Raw genomic sequence first — 25,976 nt, 5'->3', positions numbered from 1 at the left:
CGCGCAGGGGGCTCCGCGCGGCAACGGGCGCCGGCTGCCGCGCATGGGCCATACTAAAGGGCATGTCAGCAGCTTCGCGTTCCACCGACTCCTCCCCTACCGCAGCGCCGATGCACTTCTCCCAGCGTGGCGAGATCGCACCTTTTATCGTGATGGATATTCTCGCCCGGGCCCTCCAGCGCCGCCAGACACACGGCGATGCGCTGCTATTATGCGTGGGCCAGCCCTCGACCCCGGCACCTAGCCCCGTGCTGGAGCAGGCCGAGTCGGTGGTGCGCCAGGATATCCTCGGCTACACAGCGGCCAGCGGCACGTCCGAGCTTAAAGAGGCCATCGCCGCCTACTATCAGCGCCGCTATGGGGTGTCGGTGGATCCGGAATGTATTCTCATCACCACCGGCTCCTCGGGCGGGTTTACCTCGCTCTTTCTCGCCGTCTGCGATCCCGGCGATGAGGTGGTGCTGGCCCGCCCGGGCTATCCCGCCTATCGGAATGTGCTCTCCGCGCTCGGGGTACGCATGGTGGAGATCGACGTCACCGATGCCGAGCATGCCTTCCAGCTGCGCGTCGAGGATCTGCAGGCCCTGCCGCGGCTACCGCGGGCGGTGATTGTGACCTCCCCCTCCAACCCCAGCGGCACGGTGATCGATCCGGCAGAGCTGCGTCGTCTTGCGCAGTGGTGTGAGGAGCACGGTGTGGTACTGATCTCCGACGAGATCTACCACGGCATCAGCTATGGAGCCCAGTGCCGCAGCGCCGCCGAGTTTTCTGAACGGGCGGTCATCGTAGGCAGCGTGAGCAAGTATTTCTCCATGACCGGCTGGCGGGTCGGGTGGCTCATCGTGCCGCCGGAGCTGGTGGGAGCGCTCGATCGCCTCCATGCCAATTTCACGGTCTGCCCGCCGGCGATCTCGCAGCAGGCCGCGCTGCGTGCTTTTGACGACGCCGCCCTGGAGGAACTCGACGCGCATGTGCAGCGCTATGCCCGCAACCGAGAGATCCTCATGCAGCGGCTGCCCGCGCTGGGCTTGGAGAATATCGCGCCCGCGGATGGCGCCTTCTACTGCTATGTGGATGTCTCCTCGATCACCGAGGACTCCTTTCGCTTCGCCCATGAGTTGCTCGACGCCACGGGGGTGGCGGTGGCGCCCGGAGTGGATTTCGACACCGTGCACGGGCACCGCTGGATTCGGCTGAGCTATGCCTGCGATACCGCCGATGTGGTGGCCGCCTGCGATCGCCTGGAGGCCTATATTCGACGCTAAAAACTATCGACAAACAGAAATTAAAATAAGCTCTCACCAGCGCGTTTAATGCTCCTTTATGCAATTGTTCCCCGACGGCGGTAGTATCTCAGGGTAACCGTAGCGGCGGCCGTCAGAGAGAATGTAGGCCGCCACAGGGCCTCACTCCGACCGCTGCCACTACGTCAGTTGCCGCCCCCCTTTACGCTCTTATCTCAAGTGAGGTTGCTCTATGCTTTCACCCGCCATTGGCTTCGACCGATCCGCGTACATTCAGATGCAATCTGAGCACATTAAGGAGCGCCGAGAGAGTCTCGGCGGACGCCTCTATCTGGAGATGGGAGGCAAGCTCTTCGACGATATGCACGCCTCCCGTGTGTTGCCGGGCTTTACTCCCGACAACAAGATCGCGATGCTCGAGAACATCAAGGACGATGTCGAGATCATGGTCTGCATCAACGCCAAGGATCTGGAACGCGGTAAAATGCGCGCCGACCTTGGCATTTCTTATGAGGATGATGTACTGCGCTTGGTGGATGTCTTCCGCGCCCGTGGTTTCCTCGTGGATAACGTGGTGATGACCCAGTGCGAGGAGGGCAATAAGCACGCCACCGCCTTCCAGGAGAAGCTCACCCGCTTGGGCCTGAAGGTCACCCGCCACTTCGTGATCGAGGGCTACCCAGCTGATACCGAGCACATCGTCTCCGAGAATGGCCTCGGCCGCAACGAGTACGCGGACACCAGCCGCGATCTCATTATCGTCACCGCGCCCGGCCCCGGCTCGGGCAAGCTGGCCACCTGCCTCTCGCAGATCTACCACGAGCACGTGCGCGGCATTGACGTGGGCTATGCCAAGTTCGAGACCTTCCCCATCTGGAATATCCCGCTGGATCACCCGGTGAACGCTGCCTATGAGGCCGCCACCGCCGATCTGGATGATGTGAACATGATCGACCCCTTCCACCTGGCGGCCTATGGCAGCCAGGCGGTGAACTACAACCGCGATGTGGAAGTATTCCCGCTGCTCAAGCACCTGCTGGAGAAGATTTCCGGGCACTCTCCCTATGAGTCCCCCACCGACATGGGCGTGAACATGGTGGGTAATTGCATCAGCGATGATGAGGTGTGCCGCGAGGCTGCCAAGCAGGAGATCATCCGGCGCTACTACAAGGCGCTGGTAGAGGAGAAGAAGAATCAAAAGGCGCCGCTGGAATCCGGCCGCATTCGCCTGCTCATGGGCAAGCAGGGCATTCACGAAACTGATCGCCCCGTGATCGAGCCGGCGCGCGCCATCGCAGAGGAGACCGGCCAGCCTGGTAGCGCCATCAAGCTCAATGATGGCGAGATCATTACCGGCAAGACCTCCGCTTTGCTCGGTTGCTCGGCGGCCATGCTGCTCAACGCGCTGAAGTATCTGGCCGGTATCGAGCCGGATGTGGACTTGCTGGCGCCGAGCTCCATCAAGCCCATCCAGACCCTCAAGATCGAGCAGCTGGGCAGCAGCAACCCGCGGCTGCACACCGATGAGGTGCTCATCGCCCTGAGCGTTTCGGCGGATCATGACCCTAATGCCCGCCGCGCCCTAGAGGAGCTGCACAACCTGCGTGGCCTCGACGTGCACACCACCACCATTCTCGGCTCGGTGGATGAGGGGATCTTCCGCAACCTGGATATCCAGGTGACCTCCGATCCGATCTATCAGAAGAAGCTGCTCTTCCGGAAGTAACACCGAGCGCGTAGAAGGCGGTTCGTGTGGCGCTAGATGTGCGCTCGGACCGCCTTTTCGCCCGTAGCGGCCGCTTGGCCCAAGGTGATGGGCTCGAGCTCGCGGTTATGATCCCATACCGTGTCTGCCTCCCCGGCTGGGTAGGAGGTCACGGTATCGGTGGCCGGTTCGTAGGTGACCAAGGCCAGCAGATCTGAGGAGGTTTGTTCACACACCGCCCAGCTATAGCAGGTATTGTTCATCCAGCCATCCTCGGCGTCATCATTGGACTGAATCGCTGGGGTGGGCGTGATCGAGCGCAGGGTGGGCCCGTCGTCGAGGGTGGTTTGGTTGTGCAGTGCCCGCAGATAGAAACGACCGGCATTGATATCAAAAGGTTCCATAGCCTCTCATTCTAGAACACCGTTCACCACACCCCCGCCCTCCTGCGCTGCCCGCCGCGGTGGTTAGGAACTGGCCGCCGTGCCGGAATAGGATCAACATATGCTCTCGAAGATCCTGCTCTACTACAAGTTCCAGCCCATCGCCGACCCCAAGGCCGTGATGCTGTGGCAGCGCGACCTCTGCGAGTCCCTCGGGCTGCGCGGCCGCATTCTGATCTCCGAGCACGGCATCAACGGCACCGTCGGCGGACCGATGGATTCCTGCAAGAAATATGTCCGTAAAACCCGCGAATACTTCAAGCCCATGGAGTTCAAATGGTCCGAGGGCGGGGCCGAGGATTTCCCGAAACTCTCCGTGAAAGTCCGCGATGAGATCGTGGCCTTCGGTGCGCCGGGCGAGCTGAAGGTGGATGACGACGGTGTGATCGGCGGCGGCGTGCACCTCAAGCCCGAAGAAGTGAATGAGCTAGTGGAGCGGCGCGGCGAGGAGGTGGTGTTCTTCGACGGGCGCAATGCCATGGAGGCGCAGATCGGCAAGTTTAAAAACGCCGTGGTGCCCGATGTTTCCACAACCCACGACTTCATCGCAGAGCTCGATTCCGGCAAATATGACTGGATGAAGGATAAGCCGGTGGTTTCCTATTGCACCGGCGGTATCCGCTGCGAGGTGTTGTCGAGTCTGATGAAAAACCGTGGCTTCGAGGAGGTCTATCAGATCGATGGCGGTATCGTCCGCTATGGCGAAAAGTACGGTAACGCTGGACTCTGGGAAGGCTCGCTCTACGTCTTTGACAAGCGCATGCACATGGAGTTCGAGGGCGGCGAGTTCACCCAACTGGGGCACTGTGCCCACTGTGGTGCGGCCACGAATGACTTCCACAACTGCAGCAACCAGGCCTGCCGCAAGCAGACGCTCATGTGCGCGGACTGCGCGGATTCCGTGGGGCACTGCGGCGATGCGGGCTGCGCTGAGATCGCTGCCGCCGCTAGTGGTGACCGTTAACGAACATCCAGCCGAAGCCCGTCATCCACGCCAAGGAGGCAGGGATGAGCACCCAGATGATGGCGAGCCACGGCCGCCATGCTCCATAGCGGGCCCAGGTGCGATAGGTGATCCAAAAAGCGCCGAAGGTGCCGGCCAAAGCCACGCCGAGGGGCACCAGCGAGAATAGAATCTCGTAGTCACGGCTGCAGATCCACGTCGAGAGCCCGGCCTCGCAGATCGGTCCGCCGTGGGCGCGGGAGATGAGCGCGATCACCAGCCCAGTGAGGACGGTGAGCAGGGGTATCGTCAGCGCATAGGCAATGGCCCTGCGTGAGGAGCGGCGGCTGTGCTCGAACCACGCCAAGGGGTCGCGCTCGAACTCCTCACGGGAGGGGCCGCGGGGCGTGGTGGAGACCCGATCCACGGTGGGATCGAAATACTGTCCCTCGGGCAGGCCGGCGGCGGGCGTGGGGCCCGCCGCAGACTCCGGCCGCGGCGGGCGTGGATCGTCTTCAGACTCGGATTGCATGGCTTCTCACCCCTATAGCTCTGCCTTGTCGTGCTTCTCGGGCCGTTTATCCAGCCCTTTCTTCGCCACCCTACTCGCTGCTCCGCATCGTGGGTAGACCCCAGCATGCGGCGCTGCGGCGCTAGTGAGGGCGGGGACGCAGCACCAGCTCGGTGGGTTGGGCATCCATCGGTGTGGTGATCACCTGCACCACCGAGCGCGCCACGGTCTCGGCGGTCAGGAATTGATGCGGATCATAGCTGCCGCCCTCATAGGTCACGATGGCGCGCTGCATCTGCGTATCGATGCGGCCCGGGTGGATCGAGGAGACGCGGATGCCGGGCTCTTCCTCGCGCAGCCCATCGCACCAAGCGCGGGCGGCAAACTTGGCGGCGGCATAGCTGCCCCATTCGGGCTTGACCCGAAAACCGGCCCCCGAGTTGAGATACACCATGGTGCCTTGGGCGGCGCGCAGGGCGGGGAGCAGATGATTCGTCAGCGCCACCGGGCCGTGCAGATTGACGTTGAAGGAATCCTGCCATTCCTGGCTGCTGGCGTCCTCGATGCGGTTGAGCTGGCAGTAGCCGGCGCAGTGGATGAGCGCATCGAGGCTGTGGATATCGGGCACGGCCGAGAGATCGAGCTCGGGGGAATCGAAATTAAGGCGGAACCAGCTGGCTTGGGAGACGGCGGCCCGGGTCTTGTCCGTGGCGGGTGACTCGCTGCGATAGTGGGCATAGACCACCCAGCCGGCGTCGATAAGCTGCTCGGCGATCTCGCGCCCCACTCCCCCACTGGCGCCGGTAACGAGTGCTGTGCGCATATGTGCGTGTCTCCTATGCGTAGTCTGTGCCCCACACGGGGCGGGTTTAGGTCGTGGTCGGGTAGATCATCACCGGTACGCGCGCGTGTTTGAGCACGGCCGAGGTATGAGAGCCCATGAACACCCGCGCGATGGGATTGCTATCTTCGGAGCCCACCACGAGCAGATCTGATTTCTTCCACTTCACCGCGTCCATGGCCTCGGACCAGCCGCTGCCGGTAGCGAGTTCCGTTTCCACCTGCAGCTCGGGGCGATGCTTGACGACGCTATCTCGCGCCCGATCAAGATTGGCCAGCGCATGTTCGCGGGCGTCATCAGCCAGCACAGACTCGAGCTTGCTATTCGTGGACTTCAACGCATTGCCCACTCGATCGGGCACGAAAGCCACGATCCGCAGCGGGACGGAGTAGGTCTCGGCTACCGCGGCGGCATGATCGAAGACGGCAGCGCTGCCGGCCTCCTCGGTGAGCGCGCAGGAGACTCGGTTCACGCCCTTCTTGCCCAGCTTCACCTCGCGCGGGATCAGGCCCAGGGGATAAGGGGAGGCGTGCAGCAGCGCATCGGCGGTGGTGCCGGCCAAATATCGCCCCTTGGGGGCGGCTTGGGCGGGGCCCAGCAGGATAATGTCGGCGTGGAAGTCCTTGGCAGCCTGGGTGAGCAGATGCGGCTCGGAGGAGCCATCGGCAAAGACGGCGAGCTTGCTATCGAAGCAGTCTTTGTCCACGCCGGCGTCGAGCAGCGCGGCGGTCACCACTTCGCGGCTGGCCTCCTCCTGCTTCTTCAACCACTTCTTGTACTTGCCCCCCAGTTTGGATAGGGAAGTTTGTGGCCAGGGGCGGGTAAAGGCCGAGATGGCGCGGACGGTGATGGGCCCAGAGCGGTGTAGCCATGCGACGGCATCGAGAATTTCGTTATTGGCGGCGTCGGGCTGCCACGCTATCAATACGCGGAGGCGAGAATCGGGCATAGGTGTCTATGCATGAGCGGCGAGGGCGGGGCCGAGCGCTGCTCATGCGCTCAACTTTCATCTGGGCGGACAAAGGAACAGGGGCGGGCACGCTCCGAGGCTAGTTACTTATCGCCGTTGCGGGTTTGGGCGGTATAGCGCTCGGCGAGGCGATTGATAATCGGGACGATCTCTTCGATAGCGGCGATCTCCTCATCCTCGAGAGTGCTAAACATATCAGCCAGCTGGGCGATACGTTCCTCGCCGACGCGCTCGAGTTCGACAGCGCCTTGCTCGGTCAGCTGCACGCGCACGCCGCGGCGGTCATTATTATCGCGGACGCGCTCCACCAAGCCGCGGGATTCGAGCTGGTGCAAGGCATTAGAGGCGGTGGGCATGCGAATGCCCTCCCGCTTGGCTAGTTCGCTGATACGCGCCGCTCCATCGGACTTCAAGCGAGACAGGATTGTCAGCTGCGGTCCGGTGAGATCGGAGCGCTCTGCAAGCCGGAAATAGGTGACGTAGAGCTGCGTGAGCGCGGGCCGTGCATTCCGGGCGAGTTCAAAATAAGGTTGCGCGTTCATAGTCCATATTCTATGGCGCGAAACAGTACTGTCCTAAAAATTGTTTAGGTGAAAAAGTATTTCGGCAGGTGGGTGTGCTGCGGCGGGGGTAGGTGTCTGTCCACGGGAGGCAGGAGAATGCAGTACGGCCACGGACAGACACCACAGGGCGTCGTCCGTGGCCGTGGCCGCTAGGGCGCTGCGTTCGCGCCCACCGGTGGGGTTTAGTCGCCGGCGATGAAGCTTTCGAGGCGGGCGCGGGCCTCGTCGTCGCCGAGCTGCTTCGGCGGGGACTTCATCAGATAGGAGGAGGCGGCGTCGATCGGGCCGCCAATGCCGCGGTCGAGGGCAATCTTCGCCGCGCGCAGGGCGTCAATAATGATGCCCGCGGAGTTCGGGGAGTCCCACACCTCGAGCTTGTACTCAAGGTTCAGCGGCACCTCGCCGAAGGCCTTGCCCTCGAGGCGCACATAGGCCCATTTGCGATCATCCAGCCAGCCCACATAGTCGGAGGGGCCGATGTGCACATTGCGATCATCCACCTTGCCCGCCAAGGGGGAGGTCTTCAGGTTGGAGGTGACGGCCTGGGTCTTGGAGATCTTCTTGGACTCCAGGCGCTCGCGCTCGAGCATGTTCTTGAAGTCCATGTTGCCGCCGACGTTGAGCTGCATGGTGCGCTCGAGGCGCACGCCGCGATCCTCGAAGAGCTTGGCCATCACGCGGTGGGTGATGGTCGCGCCCACCTGGGACTTGATGTCATCGCCCACAATCGGCACCCCGGCGGCACGGAACTTCTCGGCCCACTCGGGATCGGAGGCGATGAACACCGGCAGGGCGTTGACGAAGGCACAGCCGGCGTCGATTGCGGCCTGGGCGTAGAACTTATCGGCCTCCTCGCTACCCACGGGCAGATAACTGACCACCACATCCACCTGGGCGTCCTTGAGGGCCTGCACCACATCCACCGGCTCCTCTTCGGACTCGGTGATGGTCTGCTGATAGTAGCGGCCGAGGCCGTCGTGCGTGGGGCCGCGCTGGACCTTCACGCCGAGATGCGGCAGCTGCGCAATCTGGATGGTGCAGTTCTCGGATGCGCGGGTGGCCTCGGAGAGATCGAGCCCCACCTTGGCGGCATCCACATCGAAGGCTGCGGCGAATGTGACGTCCTTGACGTGATAGTCGCCGAAGCGCACGTGCATCAGGCCGGGAACATCGTCGCTATCGCGGGCGTCCTTATAAAACTCGACGCCTTCGATCAGCGAGGTGGCGCAGTTACCAACTCCGACGATCGCAACACGGATTTCTCCGCTCATGGGCAAACTCCTTCAAACAAACTTGTACCGCCGCGACACCTCCTACGGGTGGGGGCGCACCGCGGCGGGCGAGCACGTCCGCAGTCGTGGGGCTCACTCCTGAGGACGCGCAACAATCGTGATTCCTCAGAATCTAACCCGCCTTTTTGGCCCAGCGCAGGTGCTCAATCGATACAGAACCGCAGTGAACCGATTAAGTTGTGAGCACAGACACAGTATTATCGCCGCGGGCGCCACTGCCGTGGGGATAGCTAGACTGGCCGCGTGGTTGAATATCGCAATATCGTGAGTCACGAGTGGCACCGTCGCCACACCTTGCGCCTCTATAGCCAAGGGGTGGTCACGCGCGCCGAGATCTGCGAGTGCGATTTCTTGCTGCGCACGGCGGCCGAGTTTCATGGCTCGCCCTCAGCGCGGGACTGCCCGGTATGTTCCTCTCAGAACATGCGGGACGTGCTGTGGATTTATGGCGATGAGGTGGGCCGGGCAGCCGGTTCCGCCCGCAGCGAGGAAGAGATCGCGCAGCTGGTCTCCGCTGGCAAGCTTTTCGACGTTCACCGCGTGGAGGTCTGTCCTGATTGTCATTGGAATCACCTGTTGGCGACAATGGTTGTTTCCCCTCGTACCCGCTATGCTTAACCGATTAGTTAGTTTGTTTGGGCAGGTCGCCGGCCGTCGCTCGCCCGAACGCCGCAATTTCACCCATGGAGATTGGAAGCAATAGTCGTGACTGAACACACCGTGACCGTAGAAGAGAGCGAGGAGAAGACCCGTAACCCGTGGGTCTGGCGCTCGATCCTCATCGCAGTGGTGTTGATTATCCTCGCTCCCTTCGTGGCATTCATGATCGCCTATCTGCTTGTGGATGTTCCGAAGGCCGACCAGCTTGTGAATAAGCAGGTGACGGAGATTTATGCTGGGGATGATGAGACGCAGTTAGCGCGCATCGTGCCCCCGGAAGGTAACCGTGTGGTGGTGCCGCTCTCGGAGATTCCGGAGTCCATGAAGGACGCCACTCTGGCCGCCGAGGACCGCGAGTTTTATACCAACCCCGGCTTTTCTATCACCGGCTTCGGTCGCGCGATTATCGGCCAGCTCACCGGTGACGGCTCCAAGGGCGGCGGTTCCACCATCACGCAGCAGTACGTGAAGATCGCCGTGGTGGGCAATGAGCGTTCCTATGAGCGCAAGCTCAAGGAGCTCGTCTACTCCGCCAAGATGGCCAATGAGTGGTCCAAGGAGCAGGTGTTGGAGTCCTATCTGAACACCATCTACTTGGGCCGCAATGCCTATGGTGTGGCCGCGGCCTCCCAAGCCTATTTTGCCAAGGACTTCACGGACCTCACGCCCGAAGAGTCCGCGCTCTTGGCCGCCGCCATCCAGCGCCCCTCCACCCTCGATCCCTGGAATAACCGGGCCGAGGCGGAGCAGCGCTGGAACTACGTGATGGACGGCATGGTCGAGATCGGTGCCATGAGCCCCGGGGCGCGCGCGGAGGCGCGCTTCCCAGAGGTGATTGACCCCGCCACCGTGCAGTCCAATACCGAGGCCACCGGCACCAATGGTTTGATCAAGGATCGCGTGCTCGCCGAGCTCGAAGGCGTGGGCATCAGCGAACAGGATGTGCAGACCCGCGGCCTGCGGGTGACCACCACCATCGATACCGACGCCCAGAATGCGGCCCAGGCGGCGGTGGAGAACAACATGCAGGGCGAGCCGGAGAACCTGCGCACCGCGGTGGTCTCCATCAACCCCAAGACCGGTGGTGTCTCCGCCTACTATGGCGGCGACGACCCGGCCGGCTGGGACTATGCCATTGCCCCGCTGCAGACCGGTTCGACCTTCAAGATCTTCGCCCTCGCGGCGGCCTTGGAGCAGGGCATACCGCTCTCCCAGTACTACAGCTCCGCCCCGGTACAGACCGGTGATGTCACGGTGACCAACTCTGAGGGGCAAAGCTGCGGTACCTGTACCATCGCTCAGGCGCTGAAGCAGTCGCTGAATACCTCCTTCATCCGCCTCCAGGATGATCTGAAGAATGGCCCCGATGACACCGCCGCCATGGCGCATCGCTTGGGCGTGGCGGAGTCCCTGCCGGGGCTCCCGCACACCCTGAAGGAGGAGAATGGTCATAGCCAGCTGGGTGTGGTACTGGGCCAGTACCAGTCCCGCCCCTTCGACTTGGCTGTCGCCTTGGCCACCCTCGCCAATGAGGGCGTGTACAACAAGACGCACTTCGTGCAGAAGGTTGTGACCAATGATGGCGAGGTGCTCTATGAGCACGAGGGTGAAAGCGAGCGCATCGTGGACGAGGAAGTGGCCAATTCCGTGATCCACGCGATGAAGCCGATCGCCGCCTATTCCCGCGGCCACGCCCTGAATGGCCGAGAGTCCGCCGCCAAGACCGGTACCGCCCAGCTGGGTGATACGGGTCAGAACAAGGATGCGTGGATGATTGGTGCCACCCCGCAGCTCTCCACCGCTGTGTGGGTGGGCACCGATGATGGCCAGCCGCTGCTGAACCTCTATGGTGGCAAGATCTGGGGCTCCGGCCTGCCCAGCGATATCTGGAAGTCCACCATGGATGCCGCGCTGGCGAATGCCGACTACGAGAGCTTCCCGGTTCCGACCTCCAATCTGGGTTATGTGGCTCCGCCCGCACCGCCGGCGCCCGCCACCCCGGTGGCTCCGCCCGAGACCACCAGCACCGAGCCGACGGAGCCCTCGGAGCCGGCTGAGCCCGCCGAGCCGGCCCTGCCGGAGATCCCGGATGTGCCGCTGCCGGCCCCGGCTCCCCCGGCGGAGCCGGAGCAACCGGCGCAGCCCGCACTCCCGAACTTGGGTGATCTGCTACCGGGCTAGCACGGCGCTTATCGACGCTTCCTCTTCTCCCGACCCGCTCCCCCACATGCGCAGCGACACTGCACCTGGGAGCGGGGATTCGTGCATCTGGCAGCTAAGCTAAGAGCCATGAGTTCCACCACCATCATGATCCTCACGATGGCGAGCGTGTTCATTGGCGCTTGCTGCTTCGGCGGCGGCTATGCTGCCAAGTCCTATGGCAAGAGCACCAAAGCCGTGGTCTCTTGGATTATCGCCGCCTTCTTCTTCGTGCTCCTTGTCCCCCTCATCTTTGCTGTGTTTATGGCTACCGGCTTCATTGGCGATGCCGCCATGAACTAGGTTGCGGCTGGGCCGCTAGGGTGCGTGGGCAGCGAGTGGGCGTCGATAAGCGGCGGCCGCCGCAGGGTACGCAATTGAAAGAGAGCAGGTAGATGGTGTATCTTGAAAAGGTTGCTTGACGCAACGACCCTCCTGCCACGTCCACGATGGGCGCGGCCGAACCACAATTACTAGACCATAGGAGGTGATGAGGTCCGTGCGTCAATACGAACTCATGATCATTCTCGATCCCTCGCAGGATGAACGCACCGTAGCCCCGTCCCTAGATAAGTTCCTTGAGACTGTTCGCAAGGAAAACGGCACCGTTGACAAGGTGGACATTCGCCCGAAGCGTCGTCTGGCATATCCGATCAACAAGAAGGAAGAGGGCATCTACGTGGTCCTTAACCTGACCTGTGAGTCGGAGACTGTCGTCGAGCTCGACCGCAAGCTGAACCTCAGCGACACGGTTCTGCGCACCAAGGTGCTGCGCACCGATCGCTAATCAGGAACACTGGTAGTAACACCAACCAACGAACTCCTAAGGAGTCCTGAGACCATGGCACAAGGCGATACCCCTATCACGATTGTTGGCAACCTCGTTGCCGACCCTGAACTGCGTTTTACCCCTTCGGGTGCCGCAGTGGCCAACTTCCGTGTGGCCTCCACTCCGCGACGCTATAACTCGCAGACCGGCCAGTGGGAGGACGGCGAGGCACTGTTCTTGCAGTGCAACGTGTGGCGCCAGGCGGCGGAGAACGTCGCCGAGTCGCTGACTAAAGGTATGCGCGTGATCGTTAATGGTCGGCTCCGCCAGCGCACCTTCGACACCCGCGAGGGAGAGCGCCGCACCGTCTTCGAAGTCGAAGTCGATGAGGTGGGCCCCTCGCTGAAGTACGCTACGGCCTCCGTGAACCGCGTGCAGCGCGGCCAGGGTGGTCAGGGCGGCCAAGGCGGTGGCTTTGGTGGCGCTAACTCTGGCGGTGGCCAGGGTGGATTTGGTGGCGGCCAAGGTGGTGGAAACCGCGGTCAAAGCCAAGGTGGTTTTGGTGGCTATCAGCAACAGTCGCAGAACGACGTCCACAACGATGACCCGTGGAACTCGGCGCCCCCTGCGGGTGGGTTCCAGGGCGATGATGACGACCCGCCATTCTGATAGGCGAGTCCGATGCGCCCGTTCGCGGGTGTTGGGACTTCATGCGAATACACAACCACTTTTCATTCTTTTCATAAGCGAAAGGCAGGGATCATGAAGCTGATCCTTACGGCTGCCGTAGAGAACCTCGGTGTCCCCGGTGACATCGTCGAGGTGAAGGACGGCTACGGACGTAACTACCTGCTTCCCCGCGGTATGGCCATTGTGGCAACCCGTGGTGCAGAGAAGCAGATCGAAGACATCAAGCGTGTGCGCTCCGAGCGCCAGATCCAGAGCCTGGATCATGCACGCGAGGTCAAGGAGCAGATCGAGGCCCTTGACAACATCACTGTGACCATGCGTACCTCCAGCAAGGGCAAGCTCTTCGGCTCTGTCCAGGCTGGCGACATCGTTAGGGCGATCGAGGCCGCTGGCGGCCCCAAGATCGAGAAGCAGACCATCACCGTGCCGAAGGGTCTCGTCAAGAGCACCGGCGGCTACCAGGTGATTGCTCAGCTGCACGATGACATCAGTGCAAAGGTGAACTTCAAGGTCGTCGCCGCGTAATCTACGCGCACTAGACGGCGGGTCTCACGCACAGAGGAGACCCCAACGACAACAGCGCACCAGGGCCTCTGGTGGGGACACACTCCCCGCTAGGGGCCCTTGGTGTATCTCGGAGCAGGGGGTGCTCACAAAGGCGCTGCGGGGGCCGGTGCGGCTCGCTTAGCCGGAAGCGGGCACGGGCAGGGCTGTGGTGCATCTCTCGCCCGCAGTGCCTCTCTAGGTCGTGTCGGTATGGGGAGATCTATCGACACTGATGCGTGTGTGATGCATAGGGGTGTACGCCTATCGGCAGAGTTATGCACAATCCACAGCCATGTCTGTGGACAAGTGCGATAGCACTGTGCATAACCTGTGCATGAGAGGTCCATAAGCCCCGCGGCGAGGGGGCAACTGGCCCCTCGAGAGGGGGTGCTTGGCGGGTGCGAAGGTGACGATCCGGTGACGTCGATGCTGGGTGCCACTAGCGAACTACCGTCTGAGCAGGACGGATATATAAAACCGCAGGTAAACGCCAGCTAAGCGCTAGGTGAGCAGGAGTTTTAGCTGCTATTTACCTCGCGTACACAGAGTTATCCACAGACCCCTGTGCATAACCTCCGTGCAGAGTGTGAAGAATCTCTCCCCCGCAGCCCAGAACGCGGGGAGTTATCCACAGCGGCGGCCACCAATGTGGAGCGGCTGGGCGCCGAGCGCATTGCTTCCCCGCTGCTGTGGGTGGACCTCCTCTGCCCTAGGGGGACGGCGCGCTCAGGGGTGGATAGAATCGAGGTCTGGCGTCTCCCGCATCCGCGGGATGCGCCCAGGCTGAAAAGTGGCGACAGTGAAGGAGCTGAGAGACGTGGCAGGTAGCGCGAACTTTGATGACAACGCCTTCCCGCCGGAACCCGCCGAGGGCGGGGCCGGGCAGGATGCCAGCTACTCCCCCAGTCCAGCTCGGCCGGAGGGTTTCCCCGCCGAGGCGATCAGTGATTTCCCCCCGGCGCCCGAGTTTGCGCCCAGTAGCTTTGATGACTCGGCCCCGAGCTATAACCACGCCGGGCCTAATCAGGGTCGATTCGCCCCGCAGCGCAGCGCGGGTCGGGGGCGCTTCGATGACGCCACCCCGCGGGACTATGCCCGGCAATTGCCGCATGACCGCGAGGCGGAGCAGGGCGTGCTGGGGGCGATGCTCATTGCGCCGACGGTGGTCACCGATATCGTCGAGGAGCTCAACCCTGAGGACTTTTATGCGCCGCAGCATCAGCTGATCTATCGCGCCATTTTGGATCTCTACGCGGACAATAAGCAGATCGACACCTTCATCGTGCGCGATCGTTTGCACCGCCACGGCGATCTGGAGCGGGCGGGAGGCCCCTCCTATCTGGTCACCCTCGCCGAGGTTGTGCCCACCCCTGCCAACGCCCCCTACTACGCGGAGATCGTCTCTGAGAAGGCCGTGCTGCGGCGTTTGGTCTCGGCGGGCACGCGCATCGTCCAGCTGGGCTATGAGGCGGCCGGCGATACCGAGATCGAAGTCATGATCGATCTGGCGCAGCAGGAGGTATTCCAGATTGCGCAGAAGAAGACCGTCACCGATTATGCTGTGCTGGATGATCTGCTGCAGCCGGTGATGGATGAGCTGGATGAGATCGCCCAAAACGGCGGGCTGTCCACCGGCGTGCCCACTGGGTTTATTGATCTCGACCGCATCACCAATGGTTTGCACGCCGGCCAGATGATCATTGTGGCGGCTCGTCCTGGTGTGGGTAAATCCACCATCGCCCTAGACTTCATGCGCTCCTGTTCGATCAAGCACAATATGGCCTCGGTGCTCTTCTCGCTCGAGATGTCCAAGTCCGAGATCGTCATGCGTCTGCTCTCTGCCGAGGCCGAGGTGAAGCTCTCCGATATGCGCTCCGGCACCATGTCCGATGATGACTGGGCGCGTATCGCGCAGCGGGCCGGGGAACTCAGCGAGGCACCGCTATTTATCGATGACTCCCCGAACCTGACGATGATGGAGATCCGCTCGAAGGCCCGCCAGCTCAAGGACAAGCATGATCTGCAATTGATCGTGGTGGACTACCTGCAGCTGATGAGCTCCGGCAAGAAGGTGGAGTCCCGCCAGCAAGAGGTGTCCGAATTTTCCCGCCAGCTTAAATTGTTGGCCAAGGAGCTAGAGGTGCCGCTGGTTGCGGTGGCGCAGCTCAACCGTGGCCCCGAGTCGCGCACGGATAAGCGCCCCCAGCTGGCGGATCTGCGTGAATCCGGCTCCTTGGAGCAGGACGCCGATATGGTGATGTTGCTGTATCGCCCCGACTCCCAGGACCTCGAGGATGTGCGCGCCGGCGAGGCGGACATCATCTTGGCGAAGCACCGTGGTGGCCCCATCGGCACCGTCGAGGTGGCCCACCAGCTGCACTACTCGCGCTTCAAGGACTTGGCCCGCGCCTAAAAAGCGGGCGGCGCCGCCTAGCGTTCTTCGCGGGCGGCGATCACACTATCGATGGCTTCCGACAGCGGCTGATAGTGGTTGAGCAGCCGCTCCACGGCCTCCTCGCCATTGCCCTCGGCGATGGCATCCACGATGCCTTGGTGGGCGGTGGCAAGCGGCTGGCTGCTGGGATCCGACTCGAACACGGGGTGCTCGCCGAAGCGCTCCGCTACGGCCTCGAGCAGCGAGAAATACACATTCAGGATGGCGTCGTTAAGCTGCTTCAGCGTGCGCGAGCGCAGCGGGGCGAATAGCTGGTTGTGGAAGCGATAATCCAAGTCCACGGTCGAAGAGCCGGCGCGCTCGGCCGCGGCCATCTCCTCCACGGTGTCCTGCAATTGCGCGATCAGCGTCTGCTTCGCGGCGTCGTCCTCGGCCACATATTTCATCACGATGGGCAGGAAGGCCACCTCGAGGCCGCGGCGCAGCGTAATGATGTCCTTGGCCTCGTTGCCGCCGGAATTGAGCGAGAGCATGCCCTGGAAGATCAACGCCGGAGTCAGCGGAGCCAGAGGATTGCCGGCGACAAAGGTGCCGGTGCCGCGGCGCACCTCCACCATGCCCACGGCCTCCATCACCTTGATGGCCTCGCGAATGGAGTTACGGGAACAGCCAAGGATGCGCTGGAGTTCCGGCTCGGGCGGAATGGGGTCGCCATTGACCAGCCCAGCATTCAGAATATAGCGCGCGATCTCCTGTACCAGCTGATCCGAGCGTGTGGTGGGCTGGTGGCCCATGCGGCCGAAATAGGCGTTGTCGGTAGTCACTGTGTGTCCTCGTTGTCGTCCCGGAAGTTACACAGCACACACTGCCTCGGCGGTCTGTTTCTGCGGCACGCGACCGCATATAAAACCGGTGACAAGGCTGATGCGGAACTCCGGTGCAGTTTCTCGGTTGTCGAACAGTCTACAAAATCGACATCAGCCCAGAGTTAGTGCGCCACCCACAGCAACGACTCGGAGGTAGGTGAGCCTAGTCTCGCGACCTCGCAGCCGCCGCACCGGGGTTGAGGAAGCTCGAGCGGAAACGCCGCAGCCGCAGCGAGTTAGTCACCACAAACACGCTCGACAGGCTCATCGCCAATCCCGCGAGCATCGGATTCAGCAGACCCAAGGCGGCCACGGGGATGAGCACGATGTTGTAGATAAACGCCCAGAACAGATTTCCTTGGATCACCCGCAGCGTCGCGCGCGATAGCTGCAGCGCATCAACGGTAGCGCGCAGATCTGAGTGCATGAGGGTGATATCGGCGGCCTCGATGGCCACATCCGTGCCCCCACCCATGGCGATGCCCAGATCCGCCTCGGTGAGGGCGGCGGCGTCATTGATGCCATCGCCAACCATCGCCACGGTGCGCCCCTGCTCGGCGAGCGCCGCGACGTGGCGCACCTTATCCTCCGGCAGCACCTCGGCGATCACGTTCTCCTCCGCGACGCCCACCTGGCGGGCCACATGGCGCGCCGCCTGCTGGTTATCGCCGCTGAGTATCCACGGCTGCAGCCCTAGGTCCTTGAGCTGGCTGATGGCGGCAGTCGCCTCCTCTCGGGGCGCATCGGATACGGCAATCACGCCCACGGGCGCCTCGTCGACGCGCACCAGCACCACGGTGGCGCCGGTCTCGCGCATCTGGCTCACCACCTCGGGCAGGTCCGCCGCTCCTGGCTTGACGACGCTCACCCGCTGCCCCTCCACCACGGCGCTGACCCCCTGTCCCGCGGTGGCGAGAAACTCGCTGGCGGCAGGCACGGTGATCCCGCGCTCGGCGGCGGCATGGCAGATCGCGCGCCCCACTGGGTGCTCGCTGCCCGACTCGGCTGCCGCGGCACGAGCCACAAGCTCCTCCTCCGAGACCCCGGTGGCGTAGAGGCCGCTTAAGGACATCTGCCCCGTGGTGATCGTGCCCGTTTTATCGAGCACGATGGTGTCGGCGTGGCGGGTCGATTCCAGCACCTCGGGGCCCTTAATCAGGATGCCCAGCCGGGCGCCGGTGCCCGTGCCCACGAGCAATGCTGTCGGAGTAGCCAGCCCCAGCGCGCAGGGGCAGGCGATGATGAGCACCGCTACTGCGGCCGCAAAGGCGTCGGCCACCGAGCCATCCCGCAGCAGCAGGTGGGCGCCGAGGGTGAGCAGGGCGACGGTGATCACCACGGGCACAAATACCTGGGAGATCCGATCCACCAGCCGCTGCACAGGCGCCTTGCGGGCCTGAGCGTCGCTCACCAGCCGGCCTATCTGGGCCAAGGTGGTATCCGCGCCCACCCGGGTGGCCTCCACGATCAACCGGCCCGTGGTGTTGAGGGTGGCGCCGGTGACCGTCGCGCCGGGATCGACCTCGATGGGCATGGACTCGCCGGTGAGCATGGATTCATCCACCGCGGAATGCCCCTCGACCACCCGCCCATCGGTGGGGATCTTCTCTCCGGGGCGCACGACGCAGTGATCGCCCACCGCCACCTGGGCGCTGGGAATACGCACCTCTCGCCCATCGCGCAGCACCGCGGCTTCTCTCGCGCCCAGGTTGAGCAATTCCGTAAGCGCCTGGGAGCTGCGCCCCTTCGCCCGCTCCTCGAACCAGCGCCCGAGCAGCAAAAACACGATCACCATGGAGGCGGTTTCCAGATAAATCTGATCCATGCCCGCAGCGGCGTGCGCGGAGAGGCTCATATGCATGTGCATTCCTGGCTGCCCTGCCGAGCCGAGGAAAAGCGAGTACAGCGACCACAGGAACGCCGCCGTCGTGCCCATGGAGATGAGCGTGTCCATGGTGAAGGCACCGTGGCGCGCATTGCGCACGCAGGCGCGGTGGAAGGGCCAGCCGCCCCACACATACACCGGGGCGGCAAGAGTGAGCGCGGCCCACTGCCAGTACTGGAATTGCAGGGCCGGCACCATGGACAGCAGCATCACCGGCAGCGCCAATAACGCGGAAACGATCACCCGCTGCTTCAGCTCTGCCTGATAGCGGGCGTGCTCCTGCTCGGCCCGCGCGGGGGCGTCAGCGGCCGCCTCCGATGCCGGTGCGGCGGCATCGACAGGCGCAGCGGTGGAGTCGCTCATGATGAAGGCGTCATAGCCGGTGGTGCGCACCACGTCGAGAAAGTCCGCGGTGGAATGCAGCGCCGGGTCGAAGGTGATGCGTGCGGTCTCGGTGGCGAAATTCACCGTCGCCTGCGTGCCCTCGAGCTTGTTCAGCTTGCGCTCCACCCGCGAGGAGCAGGACGTGCAGGTCATGCCCGTTATTCCTAGATCGACATGCTCCATTGCGGTGCTGTCCTGCATATATTCTCCTTCTCTTCCCTCGTGGGACCCATGCTACCTCGATACCCCTAGGGGGTATAGAGGTGAGTGAAAAAGACCACTCACCTGCACGAGATGAGTGGCGGAGCCGAGACTAGTCCTCGACGACAACCTCGTAGCCGGCCTCTTCGATCGCGGCGGTCACACCCTCATCGGTGAAGCCATGGCCGGTGACGCGGACAATGCCCCGCTCAACATCAACATCGACACCCTGGGTGCCGGCAACAAACTCCAGCTCCTGCTCCACTGCCTTGGCGCAGTGCTCGCAGGTCATACCCTTTACCTTGTAGTTCTTCATGCCCATGTTTACTCTCAATTCCTTAGCAAATCATCGCGCGGCGTCCGCATGCGCCGCGGCTGGTCATACGTGCGGTACGGCTCTCTGGCGCCGCAGAGCGGCCCCGCTCGGGGCCCGCGTGGCGCGGCGTACACCCACCGATACTAACCCCTCCCCGATCCCGCGTGCCGCAGCCACCCCAGTGTCCGCGTGTGGCCCACGTCAGCTGCGCGTCACGGGCTCGCGAGAGGGGTGAAAACCACCGTTGCGGAATGAACCTCGCTCCGGCGGCGTTGCACCCCCATGTAGCCTTGAAACCACGGTCTACGTACACCAACAGATAATGAAGGAGATTGGCCACCATGGCAACCATCGAATTGAATGAGAACAACTTCCAGGACACGGTTACCGGCAAGGGCATTGTGCTCGTGGATTGCTGGGCCGCATGGTGTGGCCCCTGCCGCGCCTTCAAACCCACCTTTGAGAAGGCTTCCGAGGAACACACGGACGCCACGTTCGGCACCTTGGATACCGAGAACAACCAGGGCCTTGCCGCTGCACTAGAGATTCAGTCCATCCCGACCTTGATGATTTTCCGCGATGGCATTCTGGTCTACCGCGAGGCCGGCGCCCTGCCGCCCGCCGCACTGGAGGACCTCATCACCCAGGTGAAGGGGCTGGACATGGATGAGGTGCGCAAGCAGGTCGAGCAGGCGCAGAACGAGCAGGGCTAAGACTGACTATGCGGCGCAGCCACCCAGCGCACTCTGGTGCTCTGGGTGATGCGCGCCCCATCCCCACCTTCTGGGCGCTGTGGAGCGCTCGGATCGTGGGGATTTTCTCTACACTGAAGCTACAACTGCGGTTGCGCAGGCACAGCGTGCGCTGCCGTCTCTCGTGACCGCCACCAAGCAGAAAAGGTAAGGACACTGATCTAGATGGCTAATCCACTGAGTAAGGGCTGGAAGTACCTCATGGCCTCCTTCGACAATGCGATCGATGAGAACGCCGATCCGCAGGTACAGATCAATCAGGCTGAGGAGGCGGCGAAGAAGCAGCATCGCGAGATCGCCGAGCATGCGGCCTCCATCATTGGCCAGCAGCGCCAGTTGGAGATGAAGCTCAACCGCCTCGTGGAGGACCAAAAGAAACTCGATGAGCAGTCGCGCACCGCGGTGCGGGCCGCTGATAACGCCCGCGCTCAGGGCGATGAGCGGGCCGGGGCGGAATATGACGCCACCGCCGAGGTGATCGTGAGCCAGCTGGTGGCGGTAGAGAACCAGATCGAGGATGTGCGCAGTCAATACGAGCAGGCGGTGCAGGCGGCAGACCAGGCCAAGGCCACCGCGAAGCAGTCGGAGGCGCGCCTGCAGGAGCAGCTCAGTGAGCTGACCCAGCTGCGCAGCCAGGCCGAGCACGTGGAGATGCAGGAGGCGAATGCCAAGGCCGTGGATTCCATGGGGCAGTTCTCCCAGGACGATTCCGTGCCCACCCTCGATAGCGTGCGCGAGAAGATCGAGAGCCGCTACGCCACCGCGCTCGGGGCGCAGGAACTCACGGTGAACACCGTGAATACCCAGATGCAGGAGATCCAGGCCGCCGGCCGCGATATGGCCGCCCAGTCGCGGCTGGAGAAGATTCGTTCCGAGATGCAGGGCGAGCTGAGCGCCGCGCAGGATTCTCCCGCCGAGCTCTCCCGCGGTAGCGAGCCCGAGGACGCCGAAGAGGTTACACCCGAGAATCCCACGGCGGATTCTGAACAGGATTCCGACCGCTAGCTGCGGCGATAGCCCTAAGCCTGGGCGTGTACAACGAGCCGCCACCGTCGATCCCCCGCGCGGGATCCGGTGGCGGCTCGTGGATGTCTCTGCGGCGCGTGGGCGCCCACAGCCGGTGTTAGAAGTCGCGTCCGCTCAAATTGATGAGCACGCCGCGAATACCCGAGTGGAAACCATCGCGCAGACTGACGCGCTGCGATTCAGTGAGCGTGTATTCATGCAGGGTTTCGCAGGCGAATTGCAGCAGCGGCCGATCAATCTCCGGGGGCAGGCCACCGCCGGAGAGCATATGCGCTTGGTCGCGCTGCTCGGAGGAGGCGGCATTATCAAACCACCACGAGGCGTATTGCTGGCCCACATCGAAGGGAGTTTGGAATCCCGCAGAGGCCCATACCTCATTCGGCAGGGGCACATAGCGCGAGCGCAGCTTGCGGCGGCGCGCCATCATGGAGGGCTTGGGCGTCGGTTTCGGTGTGGGCTTCGGCACGGGGCCACTTGTCGACGCCGCGCTCCGGCGATTCTCCGCGCCGGTGGAGCTCTCCCCTGCCGCCTCGGACTGCGTGTGTGAGCTGCTCTCCGACTCCTGCTTCTCGCCAGCTGGCTGCTGCTGATTCTGGGCGATATCTGCGGGGGTAGGTTGCGGCGCTGGCTCGGGGGTATCCCCCGAGAGGTGTGCTGGGGTGAGCCCCGCCGCGGCACTCGGGGTGGAGAGTGTGGCGGGCGCATCGGCGCAGGGTTCCGTGGTGGATGTGGCGGCCTGCTCCGGCTCGGTGGACTCCGCGCTGGAATAGGGGCGGTCATCATCGGTTTCGGCGGGCTCGCCCGGACGGGTCAGCAGCGGCGAGTCGCTGCGGTTGCGCTGTTGCTCGCTGGCGTCCGCAGAGTTCTCGGAGGTTGCCGGCTTCTCGGGAGGTGCTGGGCTCTCGGGTGTGTCCTGCTTCTCGGCCGAGGTGTCCCTCGGCGTTGCTGCACTTTCGCTTGTGTTATCGCCGGCGGCTGGGTCCTGCTCGGAGCTGTCCGTCGCGGAGGAGGAGTCACAGGGGGACGAGGGGCGCGGCTGTGCGCGGTTGCCATGGCTGAGCGTGGTGCCCGGCACCGAGCAGGGCGAGGTATCGTCCAAGGGCTCGGCATCGCCGATGGGCTTGGGGCGAACCTGCGGGGGCAGTGGGCCTTCCAGGACCTGCAATTGCATGCACTCTGCGAAATCCTCGCGGGGATCCAAAATGGTGGTGGTATCGCAGGCGTGGCGCAGTGCGGAGGACATGGAGTCCCAGCCGAAGCCGTAGAGGTGCACCCGCACGCCCGCCATTGAGGCCTCTTGGACGCCCGGGATCATGTCCGCATCGCCGGAGACCAGCACCATGTCCGTGCAGGTGCCGCGCACTCCGGCGAGAACCATGTCCGCGACGAGGCGGGTGTCCACGGCCTTTTGGGTGCGGCGCTCGCCCCATTCGATGAGCTGGCCGGCGCGGAGCAGCACGCCATCGCAGGTGCGCAAGGCTCGTTGATAGCGGTGGGGGCCGGAATCGGGGAGCCCGTCGTACCACAGCTGGCGGTGAATCGGCTGGCCCAGCTGGTCCTGGATCATCTGACCTAGGACCGCTACCACCTCGGGAAGATCAATCTCTAACTGGGCGCGGGCCCCTGTTTCCCATGAGTTATAAAAGCTGGCTAGAAGGTAGGAAGTGTCTACAAATACCTGTGTACGAGGCAACATGGCTAATGGTTGTCATCCGTTTCTCATTAATAATCATCTGTATAAAAACGGGGGTAAAGATGCACCCTCCGTGTGCCTTATAGTGTGCCCTATGTGCACCCCTCGCGTCGAAAAGGCACATCGTCTCCTCCCCCCAATCTTTCTGTGACCAGCACTTCGGGTGGGCTTGCGCGGCGGCAGGGTGGACGGTCGCGATGAGCTGCGTCCAGTTGTGTATGTCGGTAGCCCTTGTCATCTGGGTTGGTTAGTTATATGGTTAGTTACACAAGTAACCAACCAATGAGCCTGCGGGGTGGCGTCGATAAGCCTCCGCCCCGAAGGGCGCGTGTGAGAAGGAGGAAGCATGGATGAAGCCACTGCTCCCCTCTTCCGGCAGATTGCCACCCTCGTTGAGGATTCCATTGTGGAGGGCTCCCTCGCTCCTGGCGAGCGTGCCCCGTCCACCAATGAGTTGGCGGAATTTCATTCCATTAATCCGGCAACTGCCCGAAAGGGGCTCGCGTTGCTTGTCGATATCCGCGTTCTAGAGAAGCGCCGCGGCATCGGGATGTTCGTGACGGACGACGCCCGTGAGCTGATCCTCGCTAGGCGGCGCGAGGAATTCGCCGCGAGTTTTCTCGCACCACTTATTGATGAAGCCGTCAAGCTGGGTATCGCCCGCGCTGAATTGCACACCCTGATTGATCGAGTTGCAGAAAGTAGAGGCCTCTACCAATGAGTATCGTCCATACACACAATCTGTCTAAGTCCTATGGCTCGCACACGGTTCTCCGCGGCGTGAGCATCGACCTGCAGCCCGGTTCGCTTTATGGTCTGCTCGGGCGCAACGGCACCGGTAAGTCCACGCTGCTCACTATCCTCGCGGGCCAAAACAAAGCCAGCGCAGGTGAGCTGAGCGTCTTCGATAGTGCGCCCTTCGATAATTCCGCCGTGATGGATCGCTGCGTCTATGCCGGAATCGATAACCCCTACCCTGGGCCGTGGAGTGTGAGCACGATTCTCGACCTCGCTGCTCGCCGCTACCCGCGTTTCGATCCAGCTCGGGCCACAGAGATGACCGCGCAGTTCGGGCTCGCGCCGCACGCATCCTATTCGGATCTCTCCCGCGGCCAGCGCTCCATGGTGGGCGCCATCGTCGGGCTCTGTGCGCGCGCCGAGCTGACCTTGCTGGATGAACCCTATTTGGGCCTCGACGCCCAGAACCGCGAACTCTTCTACTCATTCCTGCGTGAGGAGCAGCAAACCCACCCGCGCACCATCGTGATGGCCACGCATCAGCTCGAAGAGCTCGCCCTCGTGATCGATGAAGCGCTCGTGCTCTCCCCCACGGGTGAATTTGTGGGGCAACTCCCCGTCGAAGATATCGACGATGCCTACCGCTTTGTCACCGTCCCGCGGGCCGATAGTGACGCTCTTGTGCGGGCGCTGGGTTCCGGAATCCTCAGCCGCCGCGATGGCCGCACCCATAGCCGCTTCATGGTCACCGCCGCATCTGTGGAGGCAGCGGACCTACAGGGGCGCAGCGTGCGCATCGATACCCCGAGCTTGGCCGATGTGTTCCAGGCGCTGACAGAAACCCCCATCCCCACCCGCTAACTCCACTCCACCGCCACGTATATAAGGAGGAAGACATGACAGCCACACACTTTGCGCGCCCGCTGCGTTCCAGCGTGCGCATGAACGCGAAGTGGATCGACATTCTCCCCATGCTGGGCTTGGGCCTTGTGGGTTTGACCAGTTACTTCATGGTTCCACCAGCGCAAGCGGTGATGAGTGCGCTCCTCGTGCTCGTCGCTTATGCCGCTCTCCGCAACAAAGTGGTGTTCGGAGCGTGGGCCTTGGGAGTTAACCACGCGGGAAGAATGCGCCTGCTCACCGGACCGTTGATGCTGGCGATCCTGACTCAGCTACCAGCCTGCATCATCGTCGCCGGAGCATTATTCGCAGAGAATGCGCGCTGGTGGTGGAATGGTTTTCTCGGGCTTGCCCTCTGTGCTCTCGCCATCTATGTCCTCGAAGCGCTGTGGTTCCAACGCGCGCACGATCGGCCGGAACTGGCGCGGGCGATGGAACCCAAGGTGTGGGCCACTCGCCCCACCCTGGTGCTCATGCGTGCCTGCAAGGGTCTGCCGTTGCCGGTACAGCTGACACTCCCGCCACTGCTTGTCTTCTTCGTGATCGCTCAGATTATCGCCCTAGGCTCGCAGGCATGGGAGTGGACGGAACCGCAGCCGCTGATGGGAATGGTCGCGATCGTGCTCAGCCTCGGAGGGTTGATTGTTGCCCAAGAACCCGGTTCCCTCGGAACATGGCAGAGCTTCGGGCTCACGCGCAAACAGTGGTTCGGCACCTGCCTGAGCGCCATGGTGCTCTATGTGCTTATAGCCGCAGGGTGCTCGAAACTGCTTGCCGCTCTTATTAGCTATGACACCTCCGTCATGAGCTATCCCACCCTCGCGTTGCGGGCATTGGCCTTCATGCTCGTCTACCTTGCGCTCTATACCTTCGCTAAGCCCACTGTGGCGATCTTTGGAATTCCAGCGACAGTGATCCTCGCTACCTCCGTAATGCAGATCGCCGAGTACTACGGTATGGACCTCGTGCTCAGCCTGGTCATCCTCGTGGTGGCCGTGGTCGTGGCGATGGTCAACATCTTCCTCCGCGGAACACAGACCTCCATACGGTGCGGGGTGTATCGCTAGCACGGACCGAGTACTTCATCTTTGGACGCGTGCTTGGGCGCGTGCTTGGGTGTGGCCCGGGTGCGTGCTCGGCGGCGGCTACAGACGGCCTAGGTGGGGCGCGGCCATATAAAAGCCACGTTGCAAGGTTATGAACATCAGAAGAACAGTGAGTGACCTGCAGGTTTGTGTTGTTATAGAGTGCTGTGTAGTGTTTATCGAGTCGCTGCGGCACGGACGAGCGAAAAGCTTCCGTTCGAGCAGTAGTGAGTGTTGTTTGAGAACTCGATAGTGTGCCAGCTTTGTTTTGTTGATGTGTGCTGCTTTTGTTGTGGTGTGCGTGTTTGGTTGTGTGTGGATCAGGTGCCCTTGTGATTGGGGTTTGTTTGGTCGCATGT

The 25,976-nt window shown here is 62.7% G+C and carries 24 protein-coding genes and 2 pseudogenes; 15 read left to right on the top strand and 11 right to left on the bottom strand.

The window, feature by feature from the left end; all coding sequences use genetic code 11:
- The first annotated feature begins 62 nt into the window (after positions 1 to 62).
- Positions 63 to 1,265 (top strand): pyridoxal phosphate-dependent aminotransferase, encoded by a 1,203-nt coding sequence (locus GBB18_RS05370; RefSeq protein ID WP_370513263.1) that lies wholly within the window; start codon positions 63 to 65, stop codon positions 1,263 to 1,265.
- A 211-nt stretch (positions 1,266 to 1,476) separates the two neighbouring features.
- Positions 1,477 to 2,970 carry a DUF1846 domain-containing protein gene (locus tag GBB18_RS05365; RefSeq protein WP_151640987.1) on the top strand — a complete coding sequence of 498 codons (1,494 nt, stop codon included), beginning with the start codon at positions 1,477 to 1,479 and terminating at the stop codon, positions 2,968 to 2,970.
- 32 nt (positions 2,971 to 3,002) lie between these two features.
- Here the strand turns inward: GBB18_RS05365 and GBB18_RS05360 are convergent, their stop codons facing one another.
- Positions 3,003 to 3,353: a hypothetical protein gene (locus tag GBB18_RS05360; RefSeq protein WP_151529710.1), complete on the bottom strand. Its 351-nt coding sequence runs from the start codon at positions 3,351 to 3,353 to the stop codon at positions 3,003 to 3,005.
- 100 nt (positions 3,354 to 3,453) lie between these two features.
- Between GBB18_RS05360 and GBB18_RS05355 the strand changes: the two genes are divergently transcribed.
- Entirely contained in the window at positions 3,454 to 4,356 is a 903-nt protein-coding gene (locus GBB18_RS05355; protein WP_151640986.1) for a rhodanese-related sulfurtransferase, read from the top strand.
- Here the strand turns inward: GBB18_RS05355 and GBB18_RS05350 are convergent.
- The 5 genes from GBB18_RS05350 to GBB18_RS05330 form a co-directional block, all read right to left on the bottom strand.
- Positions 4,340 to 4,867 carry a DUF4133 domain-containing protein gene (locus GBB18_RS05350; protein ID WP_225979221.1) on the bottom strand — a complete coding sequence of 176 codons (528 nt, stop codon included), beginning with the start codon at positions 4,865 to 4,867 and terminating at the stop codon, positions 4,340 to 4,342. The genes GBB18_RS05355 and GBB18_RS05350 overlap by 17 nt on opposite strands.
- 121 nt (positions 4,868 to 4,988) lie before the next feature.
- On the bottom strand, positions 4,989 to 5,669 hold the full coding sequence (locus tag GBB18_RS05345) for an SDR family oxidoreductase (RefSeq protein ID WP_151640985.1): 681 nt from the start codon (positions 5,667 to 5,669) through the stop codon (positions 4,989 to 4,991).
- Positions 5,670 to 5,715: 46 nt separating this feature from the next.
- The gene (locus tag GBB18_RS05340) at positions 5,716 to 6,636 is read right to left on the bottom strand and encodes a universal stress protein (protein WP_151640984.1); all 921 of its coding nucleotides are present in this window, start codon (positions 6,634 to 6,636) and stop codon (positions 5,716 to 5,718) included.
- A 104-nt stretch (positions 6,637 to 6,740) separates the two neighbouring features.
- A complete protein-coding gene (locus GBB18_RS05335; protein WP_151529714.1) occupies positions 6,741 to 7,199 on the bottom strand; it encodes a MarR family transcriptional regulator in 459 nt (152 codons plus the stop codon).
- A 203-nt stretch (positions 7,200 to 7,402) separates the two neighbouring features.
- A complete protein-coding gene (locus GBB18_RS05330; RefSeq protein WP_151549721.1) occupies positions 7,403 to 8,491 on the bottom strand; it encodes an inositol-3-phosphate synthase in 1,089 nt (362 codons plus the stop codon).
- 264 nt (positions 8,492 to 8,755) lie between these two features.
- On the opposite strand from GBB18_RS05330, the gene GBB18_RS05325 reads away from it, so the two are divergent.
- The 7 genes from GBB18_RS05325 to dnaB all read left to right on the top strand — a co-directional run bounded on the left by GBB18_RS05325 (position 8,756) and on the right by dnaB (position 15,789).
- The gene (locus GBB18_RS05325; RefSeq protein WP_151640983.1) at positions 8,756 to 9,130 is read left to right on the top strand and encodes a DUF5318 family protein; all 375 of its coding nucleotides are present in this window, start codon (positions 8,756 to 8,758) and stop codon (positions 9,128 to 9,130) included.
- An 87-nt stretch (positions 9,131 to 9,217) separates the two neighbouring features.
- Positions 9,218 to 11,353 carry a transglycosylase domain-containing protein gene (locus tag GBB18_RS05320; protein WP_151640982.1) on the top strand — a complete coding sequence of 712 codons (2,136 nt, stop codon included), beginning with the start codon at positions 9,218 to 9,220 and terminating at the stop codon, positions 11,351 to 11,353.
- Positions 11,354 to 11,461: 108 nt separating this feature from the next.
- Positions 11,462 to 11,674: a hypothetical protein gene (locus GBB18_RS05315; protein WP_225979219.1), complete on the top strand. Its 213-nt coding sequence runs from the start codon at positions 11,462 to 11,464 to the stop codon at positions 11,672 to 11,674.
- Between the two features lie 196 nt (positions 11,675 to 11,870).
- Positions 11,871 to 12,158, top strand: a complete 288-nt coding sequence (gene rpsF / locus GBB18_RS05310) for a 30S ribosomal protein S6 (RefSeq protein WP_192795935.1) — start codon at positions 11,871 to 11,873, stop codon at positions 12,156 to 12,158.
- Between the two features lie 54 nt (positions 12,159 to 12,212).
- Positions 12,213 to 12,809 (top strand): single-stranded DNA-binding protein, encoded by a 597-nt coding sequence (locus GBB18_RS05305; protein WP_151549718.1) that lies wholly within the window; start codon positions 12,213 to 12,215, stop codon positions 12,807 to 12,809.
- A gap of 93 nt (positions 12,810 to 12,902) precedes the next feature.
- Entirely contained in the window at positions 12,903 to 13,355 is a 453-nt protein-coding gene (gene rplI / locus GBB18_RS05300; protein WP_151549717.1) for a 50S ribosomal protein L9, read from the top strand.
- A gap of 838 nt (positions 13,356 to 14,193) precedes the next feature.
- Complete coding sequence (dnaB, locus tag GBB18_RS05295; RefSeq protein WP_225990245.1) at positions 14,194 to 15,789, top strand: replicative DNA helicase; 1,596 nt, start codon at positions 14,194 to 14,196, stop codon at positions 15,787 to 15,789.
- Between the two features lie 17 nt (positions 15,790 to 15,806).
- Here dnaB and GBB18_RS05290 read toward each other — a convergent pair whose 3' ends face one another.
- The 3 genes from GBB18_RS05290 to GBB18_RS05280 all read right to left on the bottom strand — a co-directional run bounded on the left by GBB18_RS05290 (position 15,807) and on the right by GBB18_RS05280 (position 19,429).
- Positions 15,807 to 16,595 carry a FadR/GntR family transcriptional regulator gene (locus GBB18_RS05290; protein ID WP_151640980.1) on the bottom strand — a complete coding sequence of 263 codons (789 nt, stop codon included), beginning with the start codon at positions 16,593 to 16,595 and terminating at the stop codon, positions 15,807 to 15,809.
- A 205-nt stretch (positions 16,596 to 16,800) separates the two neighbouring features.
- Positions 16,801 to 19,107 (bottom strand): cation-translocating P-type ATPase, encoded by a 2,307-nt coding sequence (locus tag GBB18_RS05285; protein WP_151640979.1) that lies wholly within the window; start codon positions 19,105 to 19,107, stop codon positions 16,801 to 16,803.
- Between the two features lie 112 nt (positions 19,108 to 19,219).
- Positions 19,220 to 19,429: a heavy-metal-associated domain-containing protein gene (locus tag GBB18_RS05280; RefSeq protein ID WP_151529724.1), complete on the bottom strand. Its 210-nt coding sequence runs from the start codon at positions 19,427 to 19,429 to the stop codon at positions 19,220 to 19,222.
- Between the two features lie 335 nt (positions 19,430 to 19,764).
- On the opposite strand from GBB18_RS05280, the gene GBB18_RS05275 reads away from it, so the two are divergent.
- Positions 19,765 to 20,136: a co-chaperone YbbN gene (locus tag GBB18_RS05275; protein WP_151640978.1), complete on the top strand. Its 372-nt coding sequence runs from the start codon at positions 19,765 to 19,767 to the stop codon at positions 20,134 to 20,136.
- 204 nt (positions 20,137 to 20,340) lie between these two features.
- A complete protein-coding gene (locus GBB18_RS05270; protein ID WP_151640977.1) occupies positions 20,341 to 21,180 on the top strand; it encodes a PspA/IM30 family protein in 840 nt (279 codons plus the stop codon).
- Between the two features lie 118 nt (positions 21,181 to 21,298).
- Here the strand turns inward: GBB18_RS05270 and GBB18_RS10860 are convergent.
- A pseudogene (locus tag GBB18_RS10860) lies at positions 21,299 to 21,655 on the bottom strand (NYN domain-containing protein); the annotation flags it as partial.
- Between the two features lie 672 nt (positions 21,656 to 22,327).
- Positions 22,328 to 22,897: pseudogene (locus GBB18_RS10855) on the bottom strand (NYN domain-containing protein); the annotation flags it as partial.
- A 343-nt stretch (positions 22,898 to 23,240) separates the two neighbouring features.
- On the opposite strand from GBB18_RS10855, the gene GBB18_RS05260 reads away from it, so the two are divergent.
- Genes GBB18_RS05260 through GBB18_RS05250 form a run of 3 tightly spaced genes read left to right on the top strand, consistent with a single transcriptional unit; the run spans position 23,241 to position 25,599 of the window.
- Positions 23,241 to 23,615 carry a GntR family transcriptional regulator gene (locus tag GBB18_RS05260; RefSeq protein ID WP_151549711.1) on the top strand — a complete coding sequence of 125 codons (375 nt, stop codon included), beginning with the start codon at positions 23,241 to 23,243 and terminating at the stop codon, positions 23,613 to 23,615.
- Positions 23,612 to 24,493, top strand: coding sequence for an ATP-binding cassette domain-containing protein (locus GBB18_RS05255; RefSeq protein WP_151640975.1), 882 nt, complete (start codon positions 23,612 to 23,614; stop codon positions 24,491 to 24,493). Before GBB18_RS05260 ends, GBB18_RS05255 begins: the two co-directional genes overlap by 4 nt.
- A gap of 35 nt (positions 24,494 to 24,528) precedes the next feature.
- Positions 24,529 to 25,599: a hypothetical protein gene (locus tag GBB18_RS05250; protein ID WP_151640974.1), complete on the top strand. Its 1,071-nt coding sequence runs from the start codon at positions 24,529 to 24,531 to the stop codon at positions 25,597 to 25,599.
- Positions 25,600 to 25,976: the final 377 nt, after the last annotated feature.

The sequence above is a fragment of the Corynebacterium sp. 11A genome (assembly GCF_008930935.1).
Taxonomy (GTDB): Bacteria; Actinomycetota; Actinomycetes; order Mycobacteriales; family Mycobacteriaceae; genus Corynebacterium; species Corynebacterium megadyptis.
This window is presented reverse-complemented; position numbering and strand designations above follow the sequence as displayed.